The sequence below is a fragment of the Bauldia sp. genome (assembly GCA_037200845.1).
Taxonomy (GTDB): domain Bacteria; phylum Pseudomonadota; class Alphaproteobacteria; order Rhizobiales; family Kaistiaceae; genus DASZQY01.
The window spans coordinates 1209639-1236067 of sequence record JBBCGQ010000001.1 but is presented as its reverse complement, the minus strand read 5'-3'; the positions used below and the strand labels follow the sequence as shown (position 1 = coordinate 1236067).

Sequence of the window (26429 nt, the reverse complement as noted above, 5' to 3'; positions counted from 1 at the left end):
GGGGCATCAGCGACATTCCGCCGGCTCGAGGTCGGGCCGGCAGTCTCAAGAGGAAACCAGAACCCATGAAATTCCGCCCACTCCACGACCGCGTGGTCGTTCGCCGGGTCGAGTCTGAAGCCAAGACCGCCGGTGGGATCATCATTCCGGACACCGCCAAGGAGAAGCCGCAGGAAGGCGAAATCATCGCCGTCGGCCCGGGCGCCCGCGATGAATCGGGCAAGCTCATCCCGCTCGACGTCAAGGCCGGCGACCGCATCCTGTTCGGCAAGTGGTCGGGCACGGAAGTGAAGATCGACGGCGAGGATCTCCTGATCATGAAGGAATCCGACGTCATGGGCATCGTCGAGGGTGGCAAGGCCGCCGGTCGTAAGGCCGCCTAAGCCTCCACCTCCTGCCCCCAATCCAAGATAAGGACTGAATTCACATGGCTGCCAAAGACGTAAGATTTTCCACTGACGCGCGCGACAAGATGCTGCGCGGCGTCGACATCCTCGCCAACGCTGTCAAGGTGACGCTCGGCCCCAAGGGCCGCAACGTCGTCCTCGACAAGTCGTTCGGCGCTCCGCGCATCACCAAGGACGGCGTCACCGTCGCCAAGGAGATCGAGCTCGAGGATAAGTTCGAGAACATGGGCGCCCAGATGGTGCGCGAAGTGGCCTCGAAGACCAACGACATCTCGGGTGACGGCACCACCACCGCCACCGTGCTTGCCCAGGCGATCGTGCGCGAAGGCGCCAAGTCGGTCGCCGCCGGCATGAACCCGATGGACCTCAAGCGCGGCATCGACCTCGCCGTGATCGAGGCCGTCAACGACCTGCAGAAGCGTTCGAAGAAGATCAAGACCTCGCAGGAAATCGCGCAGGTCGGCACGATCTCGGCGAACGGCGCCACTGAAATCGGCGACATGATCGCCAGCGCGATGCAGAAGGTCGGCAACGAAGGCGTCATCACCGTCGAAGAGGCGAAGGCTCTGGAGACCGAGCTGGAAGTCGTCGAGGGTATGCAGTTCGACCGCGGCTACCTGTCGCCGTACTTCATCACCAACGCCGAGAAGATGGTCACGGAACTCGAAGATCCGTTCATCCTGCTCCACGAGAAGAAGCTGTCGAACCTGCAGGCGATGCTCCCCGTCCTCGAGGCGGTGGTTCAGAGCGGCAAGCCGCTGCTGATTATCGCGGAAGACGTCGAGGGCGAGGCTCTCGCCACGCTCGTCGTCAACAAGCTCCGCGGCGGCCTCAAGGTCGCGGCCGTCAAGGCGCCGGGCTTCGGCGATCGCCGCAAGGCGATGCTGGAAGACATCGCGGTTCTGACCCAGGGTCAGGTCATCTCGGAAGAGCTCGGCATCAAGCTCGAGAGCGTCACGCTCGCGATGCTCGGTCGCGCCAAGAAGGTGACCATCTCGAAGGAGAACACCACGATCGTCGACGGTGCCGGCAAGAAGAAGGAAATCGAAGGCCGCATCAACCAGATCAAGGCGCAGATCGAGGAGACCACCTCGGACTACGACAAGGAGAAGCTGCAGGAGCGGCTGGCGAAGCTCGCCGGCGGCGTCGCGGTCATCCGCGTCGGCGGTGCGACCGAGATCGAGGTGAAGGAAAAGAAGGATCGCGTCGATGACGCGCTCAACGCCACCCGCGCCGCGGTCGAGGAAGGAATCGTCCCGGGCGGCGGCGTCGCTCTGCTGCGTTCCAAGCGGGCCGTCGAGAAGCTGAAGTCGGACAACCCCGACACGCAGGCCGGCATCAACATCGTGCTGCGTGCGCTCGAGGCGCCGATCCGTCAGATCGTCGAGAACGCGGGCGTCGAGGGTTCGATCGTCGTCGGCAAGCTGCTCGAGAGCAAGTCGGAGAACTTCGGCTTCGACGCGCAGGCGGAGGAGTACAAGGACATGGTCGCGGCCGGCATCATCGACCCGACCAAGGTCATCCGTACGGCGCTCCAGCACGCCGCTTCGGTGGCGGGCCTGCTCGTCACGACCGAGGCGATGATCGCCGAGCACCCGAAGAAGGACAGCCCGATGCCGATGCCCGGTGGCGGCGGCGGCATGGGCGGCATGGACTTCTAGTCCACGCTTCTCAGGATACGAACTTGGAAAGGCCGTCCTTCGGGGCGGCCTTTCTTTTTTGGCCCTGCGTGACCTTGCCGGCTAACTACCTGCGCTGCCTCGCTAATTTTAACGCTGCGCGCCGGTCTCCCCTTCCCTTTTTTGGCTTTCGCGTGTTGGATGGCGCCCAGCGGCTTGGCCTGTGGGGGGTGATGCCCATGCATTCGTTACGGAATTTGGCGCTCCTTCTGGGGCGCCTGATGATTGCCGCGCTGTTCATCTTCGACTCGACGATCATGGCGCGCGGGCTCGACAATACCGCGGCGATGATCTCCAGCGTCGGCCTGCCCTACCCGAGCTACCTCGCCATTGCCGCGGCGGTCGGGCAGTTCGCCGGCGGCATCATGGTCGCGGTCGGGCTGTGGACGCGGCTCGCCGCGCTGCTGTTCGCGATCTTCTGCGCGGCGACGCTGGTGCTCTTCCACCACAACCTGACCACCAACGCCGAGACGATCCAGACGCTGAAGGATCTCGCGATCGCCGGCGGCTTCCTGTTCCTGTTCGCGTCCGGACCGGGGCGGTGGTCGATGGACGCGCGCCGGCGGAGCGACGTCTAGCGGCTAGCTCGTCTGGGCGATCGGCTCCTTCTCGATCGGCCCGAGCGGCTCGTTGTCGAGCGTCGCCTCGAAGGCCTTGAGGCGCTTGTAGATCGAGATCAGCTCGATGATCGTGCCCCACGAGTTGACGAGATACTGGAACGAGCTCGTCACCTGGCTGAAGGCGGTGAGCACCTGCTGGTAGATGCCGAAGGTAATCTTGCCGGCGGCGACCGTGGGCACGAGGAGAAGCGTCGCGAAGACGTTGTCGGTCTGCAGGTAGAGGTAGCGCACGACGTCGAAATAGACGTAGTGGAAATAGAGCGTGAAATAGCTCCGGCGCACGGCACTGAACAGCTCGGCCAGCGTCGGCGGCTGGGCGCGGGCGGCGTCGTCCTCGCCATAGACCAGCTCCTTGCGGAACGCCGCCTCGACGCGCTGATTGCGGAACTCCAGGCCCGGCAGCTTGATGCCGACCAGCGGGAACAGAATGCTGCCGAATATTGCCCAGGCGATCGCCGCGAACATCAGCGGATAGGGAATGACGCCGATCAGCGGCAACGCGGTGACGTGGGACGAGAGGGCGGCGAGCACCGGCAGAAACGCGATCAGCGTCATGACCGAATCGACGAAGCTGACGCCGAGATCTTCCATCGTGCTCGAGAAGCGCATGGTGTCTTCCTGGACGCGCTGCGAGGCGCCTTCGACGGTGCGCAGCCGCGGCCAGTTGGCGACGTAGTAGTCGTTCATCGCGGTGCGCCAACGGAAGATGTAGTGGCGCAGAAAAAATATGTTCAGCACCGTGACCGTGATGGCGATGAGCGCGATCGACAGAAACTGCGCAACGCCGAGATAGAGCTGCCCGGCCGTCACCGAGCCCGCCGTGGTCAGCGCCTGCTGGATCAGATCGTAGAAGACGCCGCGCCAGTCGTTCAGTGCGACGCTGACCTGTACGTTGAAGTTCACCACGAAGACGATGAGGCCGGAGCCGAGGATCGACCAGTTCTGCCAGCGGTGCGGCGCGTACCACGACCAGAAGGCGTAGAAGATCAGGATCGCCGCGGCGAAATAGAGATAGAACCAGGCGTACTCGGGCATCAGGAAGCGCGAGGGCCAGATGACCGGCGGCGCATCGGGCGGCGGCGGGCCCATCCCCAGCGCGGCGCCGAGCTGCTGGCCGCCGAAGAACCACAGCAAAACGACGACCAACGTCCACGCTAGCGCCGAAGGGAAAAATATCTTCGGTTGGGGAAAGAAAGACGTAAACATCGGGCTTCCTCTATGGCTTCGGCGAAGAGTCGCTCCCGCCCGGGAGGATGGGGGAAGGCCAGAGCCGGCGCAATCGGCGTTTGCGACGCGGGCATGACGGCGCCGCCGTCCTTGTCGGGCCAGACCCGATACGCTAGGAAGCCCGCGATTTTCATGCCCCGCCCCACCCCGGAATCCTGAACCATGGCGGACAAGGACAAGACGCTGAAGGCGCGCGCGCCGCGCGGCTTCGCCGACCGTTCCGCCGCCGACATCCGCGCGACGGACTGGATGGTCGCGCGCATCCGCCGCGTCTACGAGCGCTATGGCTTCGAGCCGGGCGAGACACCGCTGGTCGAATACACGGAGTCGCTCGGCAAGTTTCTCCCCGACCTCGACCGGCCGAACGAGGGCGTGTTCTCGTTCCGCGACGAAGGCGACGACGAGACATCGGAGTGGCTGTCGCTGCGCTACGACCTGACGGCGCCGCTGGCCCGCTATGTCGCCGAGAATTACGAGCGGCTGCCGAAGCCCTATCGCAGCTATCGCTTCGGCTGGGTCTTCCGCAACGAGAAGCCGGGGCCGGGACGCTTCCGCCAGTTCATGCAGTTCGATGCAGACACAGTCGGGGCGAGCACGCCGGCTGCCGACGCCGAGATGTGCATGATGGCGGCGGACGCGCTGGAGGAACTCGGCATCCCGCGTGGGCAGTATGTGATCAAGGTGAATTCGCGGAAGATACTCGACGGCATCATGGAGGTTGTCGGCGTCAGCGATGAGAGACAGAAACTCTCCGTGTTGCGCGCCATCGACAAGTATGACCGGCTTGGCCATCCCGGCGTTCGAGACTTGCTTGGCGCCGGAAGAGAGGACGAAAGCGGTGATTACACAAAGGGAGCGAACCTATCGTCCGAAGCCACGGACGCCGTTCTATCCCTGTTCGTGTGGAGTGGGTTGATTGATGTCGTCGATAACACCAACCGTCCGATTCTCGATCTGTTCGAACAATCAAAATTTGCCCTGAACGCAACGTTCCAACTTGGAATTCAGAGTCTTACCGCGATCTCTCGTGCGCTGGAGAATAGCGGCTACTCCACAGATAGAATCCAGATCGAACCGTCAGTCGTTCGCGGTCTGGAGTATTACACCGGCACCGTCTTCGAAGCCGAACTGCTGGCGCAGATCCCGAACGAGAAGGGCCAGCCGGTCGTGTTCGGATCGGTCGGCGGCGGGGGGCGCTATGATGGTCTCGTCGGGCGGTTCATGAAGGACAATGTGCCGGCCGTCGGCTTCTCCATCGGCGTGTCGCGACTGCAGGCGGCGCTGTCGGCGCTGGGCAAGCTTGGCGACAATGGCGCCGGCGGGCCGGTGGTCGTGCTGGTGATGGATAAGGATCGCGTCGGCGACTACCAGAAGATGGTCGCCGACCTTCGCCGCGCCGACATTCCGGCCGAGCTTTATCTCGGCGCGGGCGGCATGAAGGCGCAGATGAAATATGCCGACCGGCGCGATGCGCCGCTCGCCGTCATCCAGGGCGGCGATGAGAAGGCCAAGGGCATAGTCCAGATCAAGGACATGCGCGTCGGCAAGGAGATCGCCGCCGGCATGGCCGACCACGACGCGTATCGCGAGGCGCGGCCGGGGCAGGAGGAAGTCGCCGAGGCCGATCTTGTCGAAGCGGTGAACCGCATGCTCGGGCGCGGCGAGCGGCGGCCGTGACCGCCCTCCCGGTCATTCCGGCGAAAGCCGGAATCCCGCGCGAATATCACAGCGCGTGTTGGCGGTTGCGCTGGGCCCCGGCTTTCGCCGGGGTGACGATTTTGGGGCGGGCATGAACGAGTACATCAAGCTCCGCGCGCTGCTTTCCAACGCCGGCTACGGATTTGTCGAGCCGCCGGTAGTGCATCCGGCAAGCGTATTCGTGGAACTCGCCGGCGAAGAGCTGCGGCGGCGGCTTTATCTGACGAGCGCCGAGGACGGCGAGGAGTTGGCGCTGCGGCCCGACTACACGATTCCGGTCTGTCTGCATCACCTCGCCACCGGCGTGGCGAAGCGGAAGGCGAATTACGCCTACCTCGGGCCGGTGTTCCGCATGCGGCCGGGGGAGAGCGGCGAGTTCCGGCAGGCGGGCATCGAGTCGCTTGGGCGGACGGACCGGGTTGCGGCCGATGCCGACGTGCTGAAGCTGGCGTTCGCGGTCGCCGACCTGCTTGGCGCCAAGCGCGCGAAGGTGCGCATCGGCGACTCGGCGCTGTTCGCGTCGCTGCTCGACCAGCTTGAATTGAACGAGCCGTGGCGGCGGCGGCTGGCGCGCGCCTTTGGCGACACGCGCCGGCTCAAGGGATTCATCGCGAGGGCCAACGGGCGGGCGAAAACCTCCCCGCCCCGCTCCGAACTCGAAGGCGCCGGCATCGCGGCGGTGCGCGCCGCGGTCGAGGATCATTTCTTGCAGACGGGTCTCGGTGCGGCCGGCGGACGCTCGGCCGACGAGATCGCGGAGCGGTTCGTCGAGAAGGCGGCGCTCGCCGAAGGCATCCCGAAGAAAGCGGCGGCGGCCCTTTCGGCTTTTCTGGCGATCGCCGGTACGCCGGCTAAGGCTTCGGCCGCGCTTCGTTCGCTGGCGAAGCGCGAGAAGGTCGATCTCGGCAAGGCGATCGACCGGTTCGAGAAGCGCGCCGAGGCTTTCGATGCACAGGGCATCGATCTCGCGCGGCTGACGTTCGCCGCCGACTTCGGGCGGCGGCTCGATTATTACACCGGCTTCGTTTTCGAGTTTCAGGCGAAGGCGGGCAGCGAGCCGGTCATCGGCGGCGGCCGCTATGATCGCATGACGGCGCTGATCGGCGATGCCAAGGAAGCGGTGCCGGCGGTCGGCTTCTCGGTGTGGCTCGACCGGGTCGCCCCCTCACCCTCCGCGCCTAGTTCGCGGCGCTCACAAGGCGCGAAGCCCTCTCCCACAAGGGGAGAGGGGAAAAAGGTGGCGTCGTGAGCGCGCTGATCCTCGCAATCCCGTCCAAGGGCCGTCTGCAGGCGGACAGCGAGGCGCTGTTTGCGCGCGCCGGCCTTGCGATCACGCCGGGCGGCAAGCGCAGCTACCGCGGGCGGATCGCGGGTATTGCCGGTGTTGAGGTGGCGTACCTTTCGGCGCCAGAGATCGCGCGCGAGATCGCGGCGGGCACGGTGCACGCCGGCGTTACCGGGCGCGACCAGGTGGCGGAGTCGGTGGCCGATGCTTCGCGGGCGGAGCTGTCGCTGGCGCTCGGCTTCGGACGCTGCGACGTGGTCGTGGCGGTGCCGGAGCCGTGGGTCGACGTCGAGACGATGGAGGATCTTGACGACGTCGCCGCCGAGTTCCGGCCGCGGCACGGGCGGCGGCTGACGGTCGCGACCAAGTACATCAACATCACGCGGCATTTCTTCGCCGGGCACGGCATCGCGGATTACCGCATCGTCGAAAGCCTCGGCGCGACGGAAGGGGCGCCGGCTTCGGGCGCGGCGGATCTCATCGTCGACATCACCTCCACGGGCTCGACGTTGCGCGCCAACGGGCTGAAGGTTTTGTCCGACGGCGTCATCCTGCGGTCCGAGGCGCATCTGGTCGCCAGCAAGGCGGTGCGGTGGGATGCGGCGCAGAAGCGGGCGTATGCCAGCGTCGTTGCGAAGCTCAAGGCGGCGACGAAGTAGCTGCCGGTTGTTGCGCCTCTCCTTTAGAGAGAGGTGACTAACTACGGCTGGCGGGTCGTTTGAAATCCCGGCGCATCTTTTCTATTCCCGCGCGGCAGTAGCAGCCTTCGAGGTGGTCGTTGACCAGGCCCATCGCCTGCATGAAGGCGTAGACCGTGGTCGGGCCGACGAAGCTCCAGCCGCGCTTCTTCAGGTCCTTCGACAAGGCGACGGACGCTGCCGAGGTCGGCATGGCGCGGAGGGTGGCGAGGTCGATCTTCTTCGGGCGGTCCTTCTTCGCCGGCTCATGACTCCAGAAGTAGGCGGCGAGGCTGCCGTATTCTTCTCGTAGTTCCCTCGCCCGCTTGGCGTTGTTGATGGTCGACTCGATCTTGCCGCGGTGGCGGACGATGCCGGCATCTTTCAGGAGACGCGTCACGTCGCGGGCGGTGAACTTCGCGACCTTGTCGATATCGAAGCCGGCGAAGGCGGCGCGGAAATTTTCGCGCTTCCTGAGGATCGTCAGCCACGAGAGGCCGGACTGGAATCCTTCGAGGCAGATCTTCTCGAACAGGCGCGCGTCGTCGGTGACCGGGCGGCCCCATTCGTTGTCGTGGTAGGGCACGTAGTCGGGCGACGAGGCGCCCCACATGCAGCGGCGCTTGCCGTCCTCGCCGACGATCAGACCATCGTTCACGCGTGCCCTCCGTAACCCTTCGTTAGCCATGCCGAAAAATCGGTGACGTTCGATTCACCATTCGGTTGGAAACCTCAGCCTAGTGTCGGCGCGCCGCAAAAGCGGCAGCAGTCGCTTCCCGCGCCATCCCAGTTTCGAGTAGGCCGATGAACCGTATCCTGACAACCGCCTTTGCGGGCTTCGCGTCTTTCGCCGCGATCAGCGCCGCCCATGCCGCTTCCATCTATGACCGCCCGCCCTCTGTGCTCAGCCCCGACGTTACCGATCCCTGGCTGCTCCAGCTCAGGGCCGGCACGCAGAAGCCGGTGCTGGCCATGCCTGTCGCCGCCCAGCGCACGCTCTTCTCCTCCTCGACCATCGGCACGGCCGATACGCAGTCGCAGCCGGTCGTGATGCGCATTCCCGGTGAGCCGGACATCGCGCGCAACTATCGCCTCGACCCGGAATTCCTGCCGGCGGTGATCCCCTACCCGAGCAGCGAGAAGTCCGGGACGATCATCATCGATACCGAGGGCCGCCATCTCTACCTGATCATGGGCAACAACCAGGCGCTCCGCTACGGCGTCGGCGTCGGCCGGCCGGGGTTCGAGTGGGCCGGCGTGCATCACGTCACCCGCATGGCCGAGTGGCCGGACTGGACGCCGCCGCCGGAGATGCTGAAGCGCAAGCCGGAACTGCCGCGCCATATGGCCGGCGGCCCGGACAACCCGCTCGGCGCCCGCGCCCTCTATCTTGGTTCGACTCTGTACCGAATTCACGGCTCGAACGAGCCGTGGACCATCGGGACCAAGGTTTCCTCCGGTTGCATCCGCATGCGCAACGAGGACGTTTCCGACCTTTACCAGCGCGTCAGCGTCGGGGCGAAGGTCATCGTCCTGTAACACCTCACCAAGCCGTGACCGCCGGGCGCTTGCCCGGCGGGCGGCGGATTCGGTACGGTTTGCCGGATCTGGGACAATCTGGCGGAGCTGAGACACATGCGCGGTAGCAGGCTCATATTTGCGGCGGCGATGACCGCCGCCCTCGCGATCAGCGGAACGGCGCGGGCCGAGGACAATTTCTTCGAGGCGCTCGGCAAGATCTTCTCGGGCAACGGCGATACCGAATACAGCGGCCAGGTGCTCTACCCCGAGGACGTGTCGCGCAGCCGCGTCGTGCCGTTCGAGTTTCGCCGGCAGGTCGTCGGCTACAACACCACCGAGGCGCCGGGCACGATCATCATCGATACCGGCCGGCACTATCTCTATTTCGTCACCGGGTTCGGCCAGGCGATCCGCTACGGCGTCGGCGTCGGGCGCACCGGCATGGGCTGGAAGGGCACGGTCAAGATCGGCAACAAGGCCGAGTGGCCGACGTGGCATCCGCCGAAGGAGATGATCGCGCGCGAGGCAAAGCGCGGCCACCGGCTGCCGGTCGTCATGGCGGGCGGCAAGGGCAATCCGCTCGGCGCGCGCGCCATGTATCTTTATGGCAAGGGCGGCGACACCGGCTTCCGCATCCACGGCACGAGCGAGCCGTGGACGATCGGTCTCAACGTCTCCTCGGGCTGCATCCGCCTGGTCAACGACGACGTCATCGACCTCTATTCGCGGGCCCGCGTCGGCGCCAAAGTCATCGTGATGTAGGCTTTTGGGCCTTTCCCCGTCGCGCTCAGGGCGCTCCACGGTCTTTTGTCGCCGCATCACAGGATTTTGCAGGGCCGCCCCACCGGGCGGCCCTTTGTTTTTGGGGGCGATGGGTCTATCAGGTGGCCCTCCTCCCCACCTCTCCCGCCGGCCAAGCCATGAACGAATCCGCTCCCCCGCGCGTCGCCAACGCGACCCCGCTCGATCCTGCCTCCATCCGGCGCATCATCATCGGCGTCATCCTCGCCATGCTGCTCGCGGCGATCGACCAGACGATCGTGGCGACGGCGCTGCCGACCATCGGCAACGAGCTCAAGGATCTCGAGCACCTGCCGTGGGTGGTGACGGCCTACCTGCTGTCGGCCACGGCGGTGACGCCGTTCTACGGCAAGCTTGCCGATATCGTCGGGCGGCGGACGATGCTGCTCACCGGCATCAGCATATTTCTCTTCGGGTCGATCCTGTGCGCGCTGGCGCCCTCGATGTGGATCCTGATCGGCGCGCGCTTCGTGCAGGGTCTGGGCGGCGGCGGCCTGATTGCTCTGGCGCAGACCATCGTCGCCGACATCGTCGCGCCGAAGGAGCGCATGCGCTACCAGGCGTATTTCGCGTCGGTGTTCGTGACCTCATCGATCGCCGGCCCGATTCTTGGCGGCTTCTTTGCCGAGCGGCTGCACTGGTCGTTCATTTTCTGGATCAACATTCCGCTCGGACTGCTGGCACTCGGCATGACCAACGGCGCCCTCAAGCGGCTGCCGCGCCACGAGAGGCGGCACAAGCTCGACATCATCGGCGCGGTGCTGATGGTCGCGGCGACGGTCGCGCTGCTGCTCGCCTTGTCATGGGGCGGTGGCCTCTATCCGTGGAGTTCCTTCGAAATTCTCGGGCTGATCGCCGTATCGGCGGTCGCGTGGGTACTGTTCGTCTGGCGACTGACCACGGCGCCGGAGCCGTTCGTGCCGCTGGCGGTGATGTTCAACCCCGTGGTGGCGGCGGGCACGGCATCCAATTTCTTCGTCGTCGGCACCGTCGTGGCACTCACGATCTACCTGCCGATCTATTTCGAAGCGGTCATTGGCCTGTCGGCGTCGCAGTCCGGCCTTGCGCTGATTGCGTTTGCCGGCGGTACGGTCGTCGGCGCCCAGATCGCCGGGCGGATCATAGCGTGGACGACGCACTACAAGCGCGGACCGTTCGTCGGCCTGCTGGTCGGCATCGTAGCGACGATCGTGCTGGCATTCACGGCGACGCGGCAGACGCTGCTGTCGGTGGAGATACTGCTCGCCATCGCCGGCATCGGCATGGGCACGATCTTCCCGACGACGACGGTCGCGGTGCAGAACGCGGTCGAGCCGCACCAGCTCGGCACCGCGACGGCGAGCTTCAACTTCTTCCGCTCGCTGGGCAGCGCGATCCTGGTCGCGGTGTTCGGCGCGATCTTCCTCGGCGGGCTGGGACTCGGCGGCACCGCGATCGGGTCGCTCGACCAGCTCGTGGCGGCGGCCGCCGCGAACGGCACGGCGGTGGCGCCGGTGTTCCAGTATGTGTTCGGCGCCGCGGCGGCGGTGCTGGTGCTCGGCTTCTTCTGCTTTGCGGCGATGAAGGAATTGCCGCTGAGGGGCAGGTAGGCCCTTCGTTCAAAACGGCGGCGGAGCCACCCCCCCCTCGGCCTCCCCTCGCTGTCATCCCCGCGAAGGCGGGGATCCAGTGAACGTCGGCGCTGCGTTCAGTCTTCGACGTCAGCGTCTACTGGGTCCCCGCCTTCGCGGGGACGACAATCGTGGTTGGGTTGGCGCCGCGGCTAGACGATCAGGCGATAGGCCGGCACTGTCAGGAACGCCGCCAGCGTGTCGGCCGTCGATAGCTTGCGGAACAGGTCGATCGCCTGCGGGAAGCGGCCCTTGGCGTAGTTGTCGGCGCCGATTTCCGTTTTCACCTTTTCCATTTCCTCGGTCAGGCACTTTTCGAACAGCGCCTTGGTCGCCTTCGCGCCGCCTTCCAGCGGCGCTTCGAAATGCAGCTCCTGCCAGATCTGGCTGCGGCTGATCTCGGCGGTCGCGGCGTCCTCCATCAGGTTGTAGAGCGGCACGGCGCCCCTGCCCCTGAGCCACGCCTCGATGTACTGGACGCCGACGCGGATGTTGTCGCGCATGCCCTGCTCCGTGCGCGTGCCCTCGTGGACCTCGAGCATGTCCCTCTGCGTGGCGGTGACGTCGGTGCGGAGCTTGTCGAGCTGGTTCGGCTGCGGCATCAGCTTGTCGAAGATTTCCTGCGCGACCGGCACAAGATCGGGGTGCGCCACCCAGGTGCCGTCGTGGCCGGCTTTCGCCTCGCGCTCCTTGTCGGCGCGGACCTTGGCGAAGGCGGCCTCGTTGACGGCGGCGTTCTTGCGGTCCGGAATCTGTGCCGCCATGCCGCCCATGGCGAAGGCGCCGCGGCGGTGACACGTCTTGATCAGCAGCTCGGAGTAGGCCTTGAGGAACGCCTTGCCCATGACGACCTGGCCGCGATCGGGCACGAGGAATTCCGGCTTGGCGCGCAGCGTCTTGATGAACGAGAAGATGTAATCCCAGCGGCCGCAGTTCAGCCCCGCCATGTGGTCGCGGAGCTCGTAGATGATCTCGTCCATCTCGAAGGCGGCGGGCAGCGTCTCGATCAGCACCGTCGCCTTGACGGTGCCGTTCGGGATGCCGAGTTCCTTCTCGGCGTGGACGAAGACTTCGTTCCACAGCCGCGCCTCGAGGTGGCTCTCCATCTTCGGCAGATAGAAATACGGCCCGGAGCCGGCGGCGAGCGCCGCCTTGGCGCAGGTGAAGAAATAGAGGCCGAAGTCGAACAGCGAGCCGGACATCGGCGCGCCGTCGATGACGACGTGCTCCTCCGGCAGATGCCAGCCGCGCGGACGGATGAGCAGGACGGCCGGCTTCGGCTTCAGCTTGTATTCCTTGCCGGTCGACGGCTCGGTGAAATCGATCTTCCCCGCCCAGCGGTCCTTGAGGTTGATCTGGCCCTCGATGAGGTTCGCCCAGGTCGGCGAGGTCGCGTCCTCGAAATCGGCCATGAAGACTTTGGCGCCGGAGTTCAGCGCGTTGACGATCATCTTGCGGTCGACGGGACCGGTGATCTCGACGCGGCGGTCGAGGAGATCGGCCGGGATCGGCGCGACTTTCCAGTCGCCGTCGCGCACGCTCTTCGTCTCGGGCAGGAAATCGGGCAGTGCGCCGGCGTCGAACTCGGCCTGGCGCTCGTCGCGGCGCGCGAGCAGGCGCAGGCGCGACGGGTTGAACTTGCGCTGCAGGCCAGCGAGGAACGCCAGCGCGGCCGGGGTAAGCACCTCGTCGTAGCGCTCGCCCCACACGCCCCTGATCTCGACGCCCGGTAGCGTCGGCTTGCCGTCAGCCATGATGTTCTCCGTCCCTGTTCCGGCTGGTTATGCCACAGCGCCCGGCGCTAGTGGAGCGCGGCGGGTTTCGGGCCGCCGTATGCCCAGTCGAGCAACTCGACCGTGTGGACCACGGGCTTCCTGGTCGCGCCGCCGATCTGGGTCAGGCAGCCGATGTTGCCGGCGGCGATAATCTCGGCGCCGGTCGCCTCGATATTGGCGACCTTGCGATCGCGGAGGCGCCGGGCAATCTCCGGCTGCAGGATGTTGTAGGTGCCCGCCGAGCCGCAGCAGAGGTGACCCTCGGCGACCTCGCTGACCTTGAAGCCGGCCTTCGCCAGCAGCGCCTTGGGCGTGAGCTTGATCTGTTGGCCGTGCTGGAGGGAGCAGGCGGCGTGGTAGGCAACGGTCGGGCGCACCTCGCGCGACGGTTCGCCGAGGTCGAGGGTTTCGAGATACTCCGAGATGTCGCGGGCGAGCGCCGATACGCGCTTCGCCTTCTCGGCGTAGGCGGGGTCGGTGCGGAACATGAAGCCGTAGTCCTTCACCGTGGTGCCGCAGCCCGACGTCGTGACCAGGATGGCGTCGAGCCCCTGCCCTTCGATCTCGCGCGTCCACGCGTCGATGTTCTGCCTGGCGGCTTCATGCGAATCGTGGGTGCGGCCCATATGGTGGGTGAGCGCGCCGCAGCAGCCTTCGCCGGCGGTGCGCACCACGTCGATGCCCTTGCGGTTGAGCAGGCGAATGGCGGCCTCGTTGATACCGGGGTCGAGGACGGACTGGGCGCAGCCGCGCAGGATGGCAACGCGCGCCGTGCGCTTGCCGTAGGCGCGTGAGACGCCGGAGCGGTTGGTCTCCGATACGCCGGGAAATTCGCGCGGCGCCAGATCGAGCATCGCGGCAAAGCGCGACAGGCCGGGGACGCGGCGGAGCACCGGCGCCAGCGGCTTGGCGAAGAAGCCGACGATGACGGCGGTGCGGAAGCGCGCCGGATAGGGCAGCAGCGCGGCGAGCAGGCGGCGCGTCAGGCGATCGCCGAGCGGCCGCGTGCACGTCTTCTCGATGTGCTGGCGGGCGTGGTCGACGAGATGCATGTAGTCGACGCCGGACGGGCACGTCGTCATGCACGACAGGCACGACAGGCAGCGATCGACGTGGGTGACGACCTCCTCGGTCGCCGCCTTGCCGCTCTCCAGCATGTCCTTGATCAGGTAGATGCGGCCGCGCGGGCTGTCGAGTTCGTCGCCGAGCAGCACGTAGGTCGGGCACGTCGCCGTGCAGAAGCCGCAGTGGACGCAGGTGCGCAGGATCTTCTCCGACACGGCGGTGTCGGGATCGGCAAGCTGGGCGAGCGTGAAGTTGGTCTGCATGATTCGTCAGATGCCAGCGTACATCCGGCCGGGGTTGAGGATACCGGCGGGGTCGAAGGTCGCCTTGAGCTTGCACGTCAGGTCCATGATCGGCGCCGGCTGCGGCTGGAAGACGTCGACGGCGTTGCGGATGCTTTCGTCGGCGCGGACCAGCGTTGCGTGGCCGCCGACTTTGGCGACCGCGGCGCGGATGACGGCGGCGCCGGCGTCCGGCCCTTCGCCGCCGGCGATCCAGACGAGGCCGCCGCCCCAGTCGTAGAGGATGCGCGCCGGAAAGACGGCGCGGGCGGCGTCGGCGATGGCGGGGCCGTCGCCGGGCTTGACCGAAACGCGCCAGATCGGCGTGGCGAAGGGTGCGGAGAGGCCGTCGAGGTCGAGGATCGTCAGCCACAGACTGCGCGAGGTCTGCGCAGCGAGGATGTCGGCCGGGCCGAAATCGGCGAGCAGCGTGCGCAGGCGTTCGGCACGATCGGCGACCGAGGCGGCGAAGCCGTCGATGCGGATGTAGGTGCGCGCCGGCTCGCTTTCGTCGGCCGGTGAGTGCGCGGCGCCGGTGACGAAAAAACGGCGAGCCGAGCGCGGCCGACATCGCGGCGATCGCCTGTGCGTCGCGGAGGCCGGTGACGGCGAGCGTCGCCTCGGTCTCGGGCGCCGGCTGGACCTTGAAGGTGACCTCGCTCATGACGCCCAGGGTGCCGAGCGAGCCGGCGAGAAACTTCACCAGATCGTAGCCGGTGACGTTCTTCATCACGCGGCCGCCCGACTTCACGACGATGCCGGCACCGGTGACGGCGCGGACGCCGATGAGGCTGTCGCGCGCGGCGCCGGCCTGGATGCGGCGCGGGCCGGAGAGATTGGCGGCGGCGACGGCGCCGATGGTCGGCTCGCCGGTGGAACCGAAGATGCCGCGGTGGTCGATGGGCTCGAAGGCGAGGCGCTGGCCCTTGGTCGCGAGCAGCGCCTCGACCTCGGCGAGCGTGGTGCCCGACCTCGCCGATATTACCAGTTCGGCCGGCTCGTAGAGCGTGATGCCGGTGAGCTTGGCCGTCGACAGCGTCGCCGCGGTCTGCATCGGGCGGCCGAGGCCCGTGCGCGTGCCGCCGCCGACGACCGCCAGCGGCGTCTTCTTCGCCATCGCGCCGGCGACGACGTCGGCAAGCTCGGCTTCGTCGGCGGGAATGAACGAGTCGCTCATGCGGCGGGTATCGGCCGACCCTCGAGCGGGAAGACTTTCGCCGGGTTCATCAGCCACGACGGATCGAAGACGCTTTTGACGGCCATCTGCAGGTTCAGGTCGGCGGGCGTGAACTGATAGGTCATCAGGTCGCGCTTCTCGATGCCGACGCCGTGCTCGCCGGTCAGGCAGCCGCCGGTCTCGACGCACAGCTTCAGGATATCGGCGCCGGCCATCTCGGCACGGGCCAGTTCGTCCGGGTCGTTGGGGTTGAACAGGATGAGCGGGTGGAGGTTGCCGTCGCCGGCGTGGAAGACGTTCGACACGCCGACACGGTGGCCGGCGCAGATCGCGGCGACTTTGGTCAGCACCTCGGGCAGCTTGCCGGTCGGGATGACGCCGTCCATGCAGAGATAGGCGTCGGCCTTCTGGCCCATGGCGCCGAAGGCGGCCTTGCGCCCCTTCCAGATCGCGGCGCTTTCGGCTTCCGATTTCGACACGCGGATGCCGCGCGGGCCGAAGGGCGCGGCGATGGCGTTGATGCGCGCGAGCAGGTCGTCGATCTCGGCGTTGGATCCTTCGACCTCGATGATCAGCATCGCCTCGACATCAAGCGGGTAGCCGGCGCGGGCGAAGGCCTCGCAGGCCTCGATGCACGGCTTGTCCATGTACTCGATGGCGACCGGGATGATGCCCGACGCCATGATCGCGGCGACACAGCCGCCGGCCGCCTCGGCGGTGTCGAAGCCCATCAGCATCGGGCGGGCACCCTCCGCGGCGCGCAGGATGCGGACCGTCGCCTCGGTGACGATGCCGAGCTGGCCCTCGGAGCCGATGAGGAGGCCCATCAGGTCATAGCCGGGCGCGTCGAGGTAGCTACCGCCGATGTCGACGATGGTGCCGTCGATCATCACCATGCGCAGGCCGAGGATGTTGTTGGTGGTGACGCCGTACTTGAGACAATGCGCGCCGCCCGAGTTCATCGCGATGTTGCCGGCGATGGTGCAGGCAAGCTGGCTCGACGGATCGGGAGCGTAGAAGAAGCCGCGGGCGGCGACGGCATTAGTGATGTTGATGTTGGTGACGCCGGCTTCAACGCGCGCGGTTCGGTTGTCGTAGTCGACGGCGAGGATGCGGTTCATCTTCGACAGGCCGACGACGACGCAATCGGCACTCGGGATGGCGCCGCCGGACAGCGACGTGCCGGCGCCGCGGGCAACTACCTTGACGCGGTGCTGGCCGAGGAACTTGAGGATCGCCGAAACCTGCCCGGTCGAGGTCGGGAGGACGACCGCCAGCGGGACGACGCGATAGGCGGTCAGCGCGTCGGTCTCGAAGGCGCGGCGCTCGTCGTGCGACGTGATGACGCCATCCTTGCCGAGGATCGCGGCCAGCCCGGCCACAATCTCGTCGCGCGCCGCGAGAATGCGCGCATCCGGCAGGGGCATGGCGATCGCTGACATATGCTTCCCTTATCCCGGCGTTGCCGCTTCGCTCAAGCCGAATATAGTGCAGACGAAGCAGCAGAAGCGAGGCAGGCGTGGCGGTAGAAGGCATTGGGGCGGGACGGCCGAGCGTCGGGCTGTTCGTGACGTGCCTTGTCGACCTGTTCCGGCCAAGCGTCGGGTTCGCCGCCGTGAAGCTGATCGAGGCGGCCGGATGCCGGGTTTCGGTGCCGGCGGACCAGACGTGCTGCGGCCAGCCGGCCTACAACTCGGGCGACCGCCGGGATGCCATCGCCATCGCCAGGCAGGTGGTCGATGCATTCGAGCCGTACGACTATGTCGTGGCGCCGTCCGGCTCGTGCGCCGGCATGCTCAAGGTGCACTATGCCGATCTGCTCGGCGACGATCCGGCGTGGAGCGCGCGGGTGGCGGCGTTTTCGGCGAAGACGTACGAGCTGATCTCGTTTCTGGTCGATGTGCGCGGGATGACCGGGGTCGATGCGGCGTTCGACGGATCGGTGACCTACCACGACTCGTGCTCGGGGCTGCGCGAGCTCGGCATCCGCAACCAGCCGCGCAAGCTGCTCAAGTCGGTCGACGGGCTGAAGCTGACCGAGCTCAAGGACGCCGACATCTGCTGCGGCTTCGGCGGGACGTTCTGCGTCAAGTATCCCGACGTCTCCAATGCCATCGTCGAGCGCAAGACGAAGGAGATCGCGGCGTCGGGCGCCGGCACGCTGCTCGCGGGCGATCTCGGCTGCCTGCTCAACATGGCCGGCAAGATGCAGCGCGAGGGCCGGCCGATCCGCACGCGCCACGTCGCCGAGGTGCTCGCCGGCATGACCGATACGCCGCCGATCGGCGAGGCGGGCTGATGCACATCACCTCGCCGAACTTCAAGGCGAACGCGCGGGCGGCGCTCGCCGATCCGCAACTGCAGGAGGCGCTTGGCCACGTCAAGACGGGCTTCATCGCCAAGCGCGCGGCGGCGGTCGAGGCGCTGCCCGAGTTCGAGCAGCTCCGCAACAGCGGCCGCGACATCAAGAACCACACGCTCGAGCACCTCGACCTCTACCTCGAGGCCTACGAGGAAAAGGTCGCCGAAAGCGGCGGCCACGTGCACTACGCCGAGACGGCGGACGAGGCGCGCGAGCTGATCCTCGGCATCTGCCGGCAGGCGGGCGCACGCACGGTCACCAAAGGCAAGACGATGATCGCCGAGGAGATCGAGCTCAACGAATACCTCGAGGCGAACGGCGTGCTGCCGATCGAGACCGACCTCGGCGAATACATCATCCAGCTCCGCCACGAGGCGCCGAGCCACATCATCGCGCCGGCGATCCACCTGACCAAGGAGCAGGTCGAGGCGGATTTCCGGCGCGTGCACACAGATCTGCCGGCGGCGCGCGACCTGTCGGAGCCGGCGTCGCTGCTGAACGAGGCGCGCGGCATCCTGCGCGACCGGTTCCTCAAGGCAGACGTCGGCATCACCGGAGCGAATTTCCTGATCGCAGAGACCGGCACGTCGATCATCGTCACCAACGAGGGCAATGGCGACCTGACGCAGACATTGCCGCGGGTCCACATCGTGCTGGCATCGATCGAGAAGGTCGTGCCGACGCTGGAGGACGTCAGCCAGATTCTCCGGCTGCTGGCGCGCTCGGCGACCGGACAGGAGATGTCGGTCTACACTACGTTCTCGACCGGGCCACGGCGCCCCGACGATCCCGACGGGCCGGACGAGTATCACGTCGTGATACTCGACAACGGCCGTACGGGCATGCTCGGCTCGCAGTTCCAGGACATGCTGCGCTGCATCCGCTGCGCGGCCTGCATGAACCACTGCCCTGTCTATCAGGAGATCGGCGGCCACGCGTACGGCTGGGTCTATCCGGGGCCGATGGGCGCCGTGCTGACGCCGGCGCTGGTCGGCATCGACAAGGCCGGGCACCTGCCCAACGCCTCGACCTTCTGCGGGCGCTGCGAGGCGGTGTGCCCGATGAAGATTCCGCTGCCGAACATGATGCGGCATTGGCGCGAGAAGGAATACGAGCGGCATCTGTCGCCGACGACGTTCCGCTGGGGGCTCGGCGTCTGGGCCTTCTTCGCCCGGCGGCCGCGCCTCTATCAGTTCGCGACCGGCATCGCGATGCGCGTGCTGGGCAACCTCGGCGGGCGCAAGGGCCGCTTCCACCGCGTGCCGCTCGCCGGCGGCTGGACCAAGGACCGCGACCTCCCCGCGCCTTCCGGCCGCACGTTCCAGCAGATGTGGGTCGAGCAGCAGCGGGCGGCGGCGCCATGAGCTCGCGCGACGCGGTGCTCGGCAAGATACGGCGGGCGCTGGGCGTCACGGGGCAGGAGTCGCGTCGCAATGCGACGGTCGACGAGCGACTGGCGCGGGCGCCAAAGGGCGTGATCCCGGCGCGCGGTCAGTTGCCGGCCGGGGAGCGGGTGCGGCTGTTCGCGGCGATGGTCGAGAAGGCCGGCGCGACGGTGAAACGGGTCGGAGATGATGGTGCTGTCCCGGCTGCGGTCGCGGAATATCTCCGCGGGCGCAATTTACCGGCAAAGATACGGATCGGCGACGATGCGCTGCTCAACAATCTCGGCTGGTCGCGGACGCAGATCGAGGTGAAGCACGGCGCCTCGGACGGGTACGATCCGGTCGGCGTGACGCACGCGGCTGCCGGAGTCGCCGAGACCGGCACGCTGGTGCTGACGTCGGGCGGCGACAATCCGACGACGCTGAATTTTCTCCCCGATACCTCCATCGTCGTGGTCAAGGCGGCCGACATCGCCGGCGACTACGAGACGGTGTGGGCCGAGATACGCGGCAAGTACGGCAAGGGCGCGATGCCGCGGACGGTCAACTATGTCACCGGCCCTTCCCGCTCGGCCGACATCGAGCAGACGATCCTGCTCGGCGCGCATGGGCCGCGGCGGCTGCACGTCGTCATCGTCGACGGCTAGCTGCCGGTCCAGCCCTGGCGTTTGAGCCGGCGTTCCAACGCGCGCACCAGCAGCGACAGCGTCACCGTCATCACCAGATAGAGATAGGCGACGACGTTGTAGGTTTCGAAAAACAGGAACGTCGAGGACGAGTAGATGCGGCCGAGTTGGGTGATGTCCTGGACGCCCAGCGATGAGACCAGCGCCGAGTCCTTGATCATGGCGACGAAGTCGTTGCCGAGCGGCGGCAGGACTACCCGGATCGCCTGCGGCAAGACGACGTTGCGCAGGATCGCGTAGCGCGACAGGCCCAATGCGGCGGCGCCTTCCACCTGAATTTTCGGGACCGACTCAATCCCGGCGCGGAAGATTTCCGACAGGAACGCGCTGTAGCTGACGGTCAGCGCGAAGACGGCGCGCCAGGCGAGATCGAAGCCGCGGATGGTGAGCGGCGGGAAGAAGCCCCACGCGATCGGGCCGGTGAGCAGCCAGTTCCACGCGACGACGATCGCCGGGGCGCCGACGAAGGCGACGTAGAACAGGAGAACCAGCGCGGGGACGCCGCGCACGATCTCGACGTAGAACGTGGCGACCTCGCGGACGATCCGCAAGCGGGCGCGGCGGGCGACGGCGACCAGCAGGCCGAGGGCGCAGGCGAGCGCGAAGGCGACGACCGAGACCCAGAGCGTGGTGCCGACGCCGCGCAGCAACGCAACGAAGATGACGCGGTAGTTGCCGTCGACCGCGATCATCCACGCGAACAGGACCGCGATGAGGACCGCCGCGAGCAGCCAGAAGGGAAACTCGCGGCGGGGTGTTGCGGGCGCGGCCACGGCGGGCCGGCGAAGGGTTCGGGGCTATCTGTTGTTGTAGTCGTAGAACCACTTCTTGCTCAGCGCGTCCAAGGTGCCGTCGGCCTTCATCGATGCGATGGCGGCGTTGAACGGCGCGACGAGATCGGAGCCTTTCTTGAGGATCAGCCCAAACTCGTCGTTGCCGATCGGGTCGCCGACGATCTTGAAGGCGTTCGGCGAGGCGCCCATGTAGCCGGCGGCCGAGGCGTTATCCATGAAGACGGCGTCGACGTCGCCGGCCTTCAATGCCGCGACCGTCGCGCCGAAGGTGTCGAACAACTTGATCTTGGGGCTCGGGTTCTTGTCGTCGGTGCCGGTCACGTTGAGCGCGGTGTAGAAATTCGTCGTGCCGGTCTGCGCGCCGATCAGGAAATCGCCGGCGCCGAGAGACTTGGCATCGGTGAAGCGCGTCTCGTCGGCGCGGACGAGCAGGAACTGCTGCGACAGCAGGTAGGGATCGGTGAAGTCGATCTGCTGCTTGCGCTCGTCGGTGATCGAGATGCCGTCCATGCCGACGTCGAACAGGCCCTGGCGGACGCTTTCGATCATCGTGTCCCACGAGCCCTTCTTCCAGTCGATCTTGGCATTCAGCCGCTTGCCGATCTCGTTGACGAGATCGTACTCGAGGCCAATGCCCTTGCCGCTGGCGTCCTCGAACTGGAGGGGCGTGTAGTCGTCGGCGGCGACTGCGACGACGGTGCGGCCCTTCAGGTCGGGCAGCGCATCGGCGGCGTGGGCGACGCCGGCCAGAGCGAAGGTGGCGACAAGCGCGGCGGCGAGACGTTTCATCATGGAACGGAACTCCTTGCGTTTCGGCGGTTGGCCGCGATTGTAGCGGGGGTCAGCGGATGAGGCCAACCCAGGCGCGGGCGATGGCCGCGCCGGTGGCATCGGACTGGGCCCCAAGGCGGGCGGCATCCAGCGGCCGCCGCTTCTCCCAGTCCGGCGCGTATTCAGCGATAACCGAGGCAAAGTCCGTGCTCCAGCTATCGACCAGCGGCCGGTCGGCCTCGAAATGAAACTGAATGCCATAGGTGGCGCGGCCGACGCGAAAAGCTTGCTGCTCGGTCGCGGCGCTGGTGGCGAGATGCACGGCGCCGGGCGGCAGCGTGAAGGTGTCGAGGTGCCAGTGGAAAATCGGCGAGGCGTCGCCGAGGGCGGCGATGACCGGATCGGCCCTGCCCGCCGCGGTCGGGCGGACCTCGTGCCAGCCGAACTCGATCGGGCGGCCGAGGATGTTTTTGGCGCCGGCGCCGCGGGCGACGATCTGGGCGCCGAGGCATACGCCGAGCACGGCCTTGTCGGCTTCGCCGAACATGCGGGTGAGGTTCGCCAGGTGCGGCAGGTACGGGTAGTCGGCGTCGTCGATGGCGCTTTGCTCGCCGCCCAGCACGACGATGGCGTTGTAGCCAGCGTCGGTGGCCGGGATGGCGTCGCCCCGCCACGCCTGGCGGAGGTCGATTTCGGCGCCGGCTTCGGCGAGCGCCGGGCCGATCTGGCCGAGCGGCGTGCCGACGAAATTTTCAACGACGAGGACGCGCATTCGGCCGATGTGGTAGCACGGCGCGCTTTGGCGGACGAGATGGGCAGATGCTGACGGGCGAGGCAAAGGCGCCGGACGGGTTGCGGCTCTACGCGATCGGCGACATCCACGGCATGGACGACAAGCTGGCCGCGGTGCACGCCGCGATCGCCGCCGACCTTGCGGCGCGCCCCGCCCCGGATCACCGCATCATCCACCTCGGCGACTACGGCGACCGCGGGCCGAACTCGGCCGGCGTCGTCACGCGGCTGATCGGCATGGCGGGCGACCCACGCGTCATGTTCCTGCGCGGTAACCACGACCAGTTGTGGCTCGATTTTCTCGCCGAGCCCGATCGACACGGCGGAGTGTTCCTGAAATTCGGCGGCAAGGAGACGCTGCGCTCGTACGGCGTGGGCAACCGGGCGCGCAACTACGCGCAGCTCGCCCAGATGTTCGCGGCGGCGCTGCCGGCTGAGCATCGCGCGTTTCTCGAGGGCCTCCGGACGTCCGTGCAGTTCGGCGATTTTTTCTTCGCGCATGCGGGCGTTCGTCCGGGCGTGCCGCTCTCCCAGCAGGCGGCGCAGGATCTCGTCTGGATCCGCGAGGATTTTATCGGCGACACGCGCGACCACGGCGCGGTGATCGTGCACGGCCACACGGTGACGCCGACGATGACGCCCGAGGTGTGGCCGAACCGGATCGCGATCGATACGGGCGCGGTGTTCGGCGGGCCGCTGACGTGCGTTGCGATCGAGGGGCGCGAGGTGCGGTTTTTGTAGCTGCGTCGGCGCCTCCATATCCCCTCCCCCCGACGGGGAGGGCTTCGGCCCTTGTGAGCGAAGCGAACTAGAGACGAAGGGTGAGGGTCTGCGGCCTCGCGTGAACAACTCCGGTCGGTAGTCTCCCCTCCCGGCCGTTGCTTACGCTCGGGCGTTCATCGCTCGAAACATGCCACCGGCATGTTTCGTTCGCTGCGCGAACCGCTCTTCACCCCCATTCGCCTAACTCGCTGCGCTCCTAAGGCTCATGGCCCTCTCCCCTCCGGGGAGAGGGGAAATCTGAGTGTGCCTCGTCGTTCTCGCGACACCTTTCCGCGCGAGTCTTCTTCTCCTTCCATTCCTTCGATCCCCCGAAGGGGTGGCGGTCGCTCGTTCGAGTGCCGTCCGATATTTTGTGGGCGCTCGAATGAGCGCCCGCCGCGGCGATTTCGCGGGCCGCTGGCCAGGAACTTCGTTCCGTCGCGCCTGCCGGAATTGCTCCCGGCACGCCCTCCCCGCCGAACGGGAAAGGCATCAGGGCGGCGGACCTTAAGCCAGGTGACAAGGCAGACGGCGGTGAGCCGACGGCCCGGCCAGGGGTCGTCCCTTCCGTATGGCTGCGAGCCACACGGCGGGCACCACGTCCGACGGCACCGTGCCGCCATCTCTCACCGAGATCCGCTCCGCAAACTGGTCGCCACCGGTTGGCGCCCCTTCGTCGAGCGAGGACGCGGGGATTATCGGGGAGGTTTGGGAAGCGGGGATAAGCTATTTTCGAGCAGAGACGACGCCGCGACCAGCGGCGGCGACCGCCGACGTTGCCCCAAGGTAAGCTAGGCAAGGCGCAGCCCGGCCCGTTGGGATCGCCGGACGATGCGGAATACAGATCCGCTGTTCCGCGCTACGAGCTGCAAGCTGAATCGCTTCGAACGTGCGACGGCTCGACCTTAGTCAGAGCCGCGTTTTGCGGCGTCATACCTCGGATTGTCGAAGAAGGAACTTGAGTCACTCTCGAAGAGTTCAGCAACCCTTCGCAGAAGAGCGCGACTTTGGAGAGGATTCCAAGTCGCAGCTCTACAGTCGGGACACAACCACCCACTGCGAGGTGATCCGGTCAGATCATCAATGCTCGATCCGACATAGCAAGCAACTAATCCAATGCTTGGCGGAGCCGCCGCGTTCAACCGACCTATCGATCGTAACATTAGATCGATCGGCAACCAATCTGCTTCAACTGGATTCAAGAGTTCGACCCGTCCATGTCGATCTAAGACGCGAGCGACGCCCATCGGACGCCACGCTGACCGTGGGCTTTTGTCTGACACTATTAAGTGAGCTACGGCCACGTAAGGAAAACCGAGCTTCATGAGCGCTGCGGCCTGAGAGAAGCCGAATTCATTCGGGGACTTTCCTTGCTTACGGAAGGTCGCCCGAACCACCTTAATTTCTAACGCAATCGTTCGATGGAGAACGAGTTCATCGCCGTCGTATGGAACAATGAGAAGATCGACATCGCCGGGAAACGAGGCGTCTGGCGCTAGTCGTTTTGTGGGAACAAGCGGACGGCAATAGACCCCGCTTTTTCGCGACATCCGATGAAAATAGTCGGGTTGCAGGCCGCGGTACGCCTGGCCAAATCGTTCCCGGCCCGTGATAAATGCGATGGTTGCCGCGATTTCGTGTCGAGAATCGACTAATTTTTTAGCAACGTAAAAAGCAGGCTCGCCAGAAGAGAACGCGCGGGGCCTATTGGTCGAACGATATCGAAACTTACGCTGATCCATCGGCCTTTATAATCGACCCAACAACGCCGGTCCTGCCCACGCATCCATAGCGAGCGTCGTGAACTTATTAGGGCGGGGTTAGCGTCGGCTGGCGGGTCGGACGGCGGACAAGGGTCGTCGAAGGGTTGGTGTGGTTGGCGCATTGGCGGCGCGGGGTGTTGGCGCAGTCGCGGACTGCGCCTACCGGCGCTGCCGTTTTATCACCTCGCAACTAGCCACACGGCAAAAGGAGGACTCGCCCATTCCTTAGGACACGCCTCCTAAATCGGCTTCGAATAGCAATGACCGCCCTGCTCTACCCCCGCGGCTGCGGCACAATCCGGATGTATGGCTTCGGGGACTTCCAGCCGTTGGGATACGTCTTCTTCGCGTCCTCGTCCGAGACAGATCCCGCGATGATGACGTCGCCGCCTTCCTTCCAGTTCGCGGGCGTCGCGACCTTGAACTTGGCGGTGAGCTGGAGGGAGTCCACGACGCGCAGGATCTCGTCGAAGTTGCGGCCCGTGGTCATCGGGTAGGAGAGCGACAGCTTGATCTTCTTGTCGGGGCCGATGACGTAGACGGTGCGGACGGTCTGGTTGTCGGCGGCGGTGCGGCCTTCCGAGGTTTCGCCGGCGGCGGCGGGGAGCATGTCGTAGAGCTTGGAGATCTTCAGCTCGGGGTCGCCGATCATCGGGAAGTCCGGCGCGGTGCCCTGCGTCTCGGCGATGTCCTTCGCCCAGCCGGCGTGCTTATCGACCGGATCGACGCTGAGGCCGATGACCTTGACGTTGCGCTTCTTGAAGTCAGGGCTGAGCTTGGCCATGGCGCCGAGCTCGGTCGTGCAGACGGGCGTGAAATCCTTGGGGTGCGAGAAGAGGATGCCCCAGCTGTCGCCCAGCCACTGGTGGAACTTGATCGGGCCTTGGGTGGTGTTGGCCTCGAAATCGGGCGCGACGTCGCCGATGCGCAGGGACATGGGGATTCTCCTCGTGGAATTTTTTTCTGGTGGAGATTGATGTAGGCGCGCGCCGGGTGGGGCTCAAGGAATGCGCGTTTGGTGCGGGGGTGTTGCGGCGGAATGGGAGTGCGCGGCGACGCGGTACAGCGCATTGAATTTTCTGTGGCGGTGCGCGGTCTGGCATGACCCCCTCCCGCCCTCCCCCTTTTCAGGGAGGTGGTCACGGGCGGTGAGGTGGCAACAGGTGAAGAGCGCAACTCGGTTTTGCCTCTCCCCCTGAAAGGGGGAGGTTGGGAGGGGGTTCCTTCCACACGATGACGGTCATGGTGGGTGAGGCTTTCCCCCACCCGCCTCGCTTTGCTCGGCACCCTC

Annotated in this window: 22 protein-coding genes and 2 pseudogenes; 14 read left to right on the top strand and 10 right to left on the bottom strand. The window is 66.4% G+C overall.

Annotation, left to right across the window (positions count from 1 at the left end):
• Positions 1-65 precede the first annotated feature (65 nt).
• The 3 genes from groES (at position 66) to WDM94_05890 (ending at position 2664) form a co-directional block, all read left to right on the top strand.
• Positions 66-383, top strand: a complete 318-nt coding sequence (groES, locus tag WDM94_05900; GenBank protein MEJ0012157.1) for a co-chaperone GroES — start codon at positions 66-68, stop codon at positions 381-383.
• A gap of 44 nt (positions 384-427) precedes the next feature.
• A complete protein-coding gene (gene groL, locus WDM94_05895) occupies positions 428-2068 on the top strand; it encodes a chaperonin GroEL (protein MEJ0012156.1) in 1641 nt (546 codons plus the stop codon).
• A 215-nt stretch (positions 2069-2283) separates the two neighbouring features.
• Positions 2284-2664: a DoxX family protein gene (locus tag WDM94_05890; GenBank protein MEJ0012155.1), complete on the top strand. Its 381-nt coding sequence runs from the start codon at positions 2284-2286 to the stop codon at positions 2662-2664.
• Between the two features lie 3 nt (positions 2665-2667).
• Here WDM94_05890 and sbmA read toward each other — a convergent pair whose 3' ends face one another.
• Positions 2668-3912 (bottom strand): peptide antibiotic transporter SbmA, encoded by a 1245-nt coding sequence (gene sbmA, locus WDM94_05885; protein ID MEJ0012154.1) that lies wholly within the window; start codon positions 3910-3912, stop codon positions 2668-2670.
• A 183-nt stretch (positions 3913-4095) separates the two neighbouring features.
• Between sbmA and hisS the strand changes: the two genes are divergently transcribed.
• From hisS to hisG, 3 genes and pseudogenes are all read left to right on the top strand, one after another.
• On the top strand, positions 4096-5610 hold the full coding sequence (gene hisS / locus WDM94_05880; GenBank protein ID MEJ0012153.1) for a histidine--tRNA ligase: 1515 nt from the start codon (positions 4096-4098) through the stop codon (positions 5608-5610).
• Positions 5611-5722: 112 nt separating this feature from the next.
• The gene (locus WDM94_05875) at positions 5723-6880 is read left to right on the top strand and encodes an ATP phosphoribosyltransferase regulatory subunit (GenBank protein MEJ0012152.1); all 1158 of its coding nucleotides are present in this window, start codon (positions 5723-5725) and stop codon (positions 6878-6880) included.
• Positions 6877-7497: pseudogene (gene hisG / locus WDM94_05870) on the top strand (ATP phosphoribosyltransferase). Before WDM94_05875 ends, hisG begins: the two are co-directional and overlap by 4 nt.
• A 115-nt stretch (positions 7498-7612) precedes the next feature.
• Here hisG and WDM94_05865 read toward each other — a convergent pair.
• The gene (locus tag WDM94_05865; protein MEJ0012151.1) at positions 7613-8281 is read right to left on the bottom strand and encodes a DNA-3-methyladenine glycosylase I; all 669 of its coding nucleotides are present in this window, start codon (positions 8279-8281) and stop codon (positions 7613-7615) included.
• A 116-nt stretch (positions 8282-8397) separates the two neighbouring features.
• Between WDM94_05865 and WDM94_05860 the strand changes: the two genes are divergently transcribed.
• The 3 genes from WDM94_05860 (at position 8398) to WDM94_05850 (ending at position 11504) form a co-directional block, all read left to right on the top strand.
• A complete protein-coding gene (locus WDM94_05860) occupies positions 8398-9132 on the top strand; it encodes a L,D-transpeptidase (GenBank protein MEJ0012150.1) in 735 nt (244 codons plus the stop codon).
• Between the two features lie 96 nt (positions 9133-9228).
• Complete coding sequence (locus WDM94_05855) at positions 9229-9876, top strand: L,D-transpeptidase (GenBank protein MEJ0012149.1); 648 nt, start codon at positions 9229-9231, stop codon at positions 9874-9876.
• Positions 9877-10034: 158 nt separating this feature from the next.
• Positions 10035-11504, top strand: a complete 1470-nt coding sequence (locus WDM94_05850; protein ID MEJ0012148.1) for an MDR family MFS transporter — start codon at positions 10035-10037, stop codon at positions 11502-11504.
• 173 nt (positions 11505-11677) lie between these two features.
• Here WDM94_05850 and aceB read toward each other — a convergent pair whose 3' ends face one another.
• Together aceB and glcF are read right to left on the bottom strand one after the other, a co-directional pair.
• A complete protein-coding gene (gene aceB, locus WDM94_05845; protein ID MEJ0012147.1) occupies positions 11678-13279 on the bottom strand; it encodes a malate synthase A in 1602 nt (533 codons plus the stop codon).
• A 47-nt stretch (positions 13280-13326) separates the two neighbouring features.
• On the bottom strand, positions 13327-14628 hold the full coding sequence (gene glcF, locus WDM94_05840) for a glycolate oxidase subunit GlcF (GenBank protein ID MEJ0012146.1): 1302 nt from the start codon (positions 14626-14628) through the stop codon (positions 13327-13329).
• Positions 14629-14787: 159 nt separating this feature from the next.
• On the opposite strand from glcF, the gene WDM94_05835 reads away from it, so the two are divergent.
• A complete protein-coding gene (locus tag WDM94_05835) occupies positions 14788-15168 on the top strand; it encodes a hypothetical protein (protein MEJ0012145.1) in 381 nt (126 codons plus the stop codon).
• Positions 15169-15451: 283 nt separating this feature from the next.
• Here WDM94_05835 and WDM94_05830 read toward each other — a convergent pair.
• Both WDM94_05830 and WDM94_05825 read right to left on the bottom strand, forming a co-directional pair.
• A pseudogene (locus WDM94_05830) lies at positions 15452-15763 on the bottom strand (FAD-binding protein).
• A 56-nt stretch (positions 15764-15819) separates the two neighbouring features.
• Positions 15820-17265 carry an FAD-linked oxidase C-terminal domain-containing protein gene (locus tag WDM94_05825; GenBank protein ID MEJ0012144.1) on the bottom strand — a complete coding sequence of 482 codons (1446 nt, stop codon included), beginning with the start codon at positions 17263-17265 and terminating at the stop codon, positions 15820-15822.
• A 77-nt stretch (positions 17266-17342) separates the two neighbouring features.
• Here WDM94_05825 and WDM94_05820 point away from each other — a divergent pair, with 77 nt between their 5' ends.
• From WDM94_05820 to WDM94_05810, 3 genes are read left to right on the top strand one after another with little or no spacing between them, the layout of a single operon-like run.
• Complete coding sequence (locus WDM94_05820) at positions 17343-18122, top strand: (Fe-S)-binding protein (protein ID MEJ0012143.1); 780 nt, start codon at positions 17343-17345, stop codon at positions 18120-18122.
• On the top strand, positions 18122-19549 hold the full coding sequence (locus tag WDM94_05815; GenBank protein MEJ0012142.1) for a LutB/LldF family L-lactate oxidation iron-sulfur protein: 1428 nt from the start codon (positions 18122-18124) through the stop codon (positions 19547-19549). The genes WDM94_05820 and WDM94_05815 overlap by 1 nt, the downstream gene beginning before the upstream one ends.
• Positions 19546-20217, top strand: coding sequence for a lactate utilization protein (locus WDM94_05810; GenBank protein MEJ0012141.1), 672 nt, complete (start codon positions 19546-19548; stop codon positions 20215-20217). The genes WDM94_05815 and WDM94_05810 overlap by 4 nt, the downstream gene beginning before the upstream one ends.
• On the opposite strand, the gene WDM94_05805 is transcribed toward WDM94_05810, so the two are convergent.
• From WDM94_05805 to WDM94_05795, 3 genes are read right to left on the bottom strand one after another with little or no spacing between them, the layout of a single operon-like run.
• Complete coding sequence (locus tag WDM94_05805; protein MEJ0012140.1) at positions 20214-21029, bottom strand: amino acid ABC transporter permease; 816 nt, start codon at positions 21027-21029, stop codon at positions 20214-20216. The genes WDM94_05810 and WDM94_05805 overlap by 4 nt on opposite strands.
• A gap of 24 nt (positions 21030-21053) precedes the next feature.
• Complete coding sequence (locus WDM94_05800; GenBank protein ID MEJ0012139.1) at positions 21054-21842, bottom strand: transporter substrate-binding domain-containing protein; 789 nt, start codon at positions 21840-21842, stop codon at positions 21054-21056.
• Between the two features lie 49 nt (positions 21843-21891).
• Entirely contained in the window at positions 21892-22593 is a 702-nt protein-coding gene (locus WDM94_05795) for a type 1 glutamine amidotransferase (protein MEJ0012138.1), read from the bottom strand.
• A 47-nt stretch (positions 22594-22640) separates the two neighbouring features.
• On the opposite strand from WDM94_05795, the gene WDM94_05790 reads away from it, so the two are divergent.
• The gene (locus tag WDM94_05790; GenBank protein MEJ0012137.1) at positions 22641-23354 is read left to right on the top strand and encodes a metallophosphoesterase; all 714 of its coding nucleotides are present in this window, start codon (positions 22641-22643) and stop codon (positions 23352-23354) included.
• Positions 23355-25412: 2058 nt separating this feature from the next.
• On the opposite strand, the gene WDM94_05785 is transcribed toward WDM94_05790, so the two are convergent.
• Positions 25413-26075, bottom strand: coding sequence for a peroxiredoxin (locus WDM94_05785; protein ID MEJ0012136.1), 663 nt, complete (start codon positions 26073-26075; stop codon positions 25413-25415).
• Between the last annotated feature and the right edge of the window lie 354 nt (positions 26076-26429).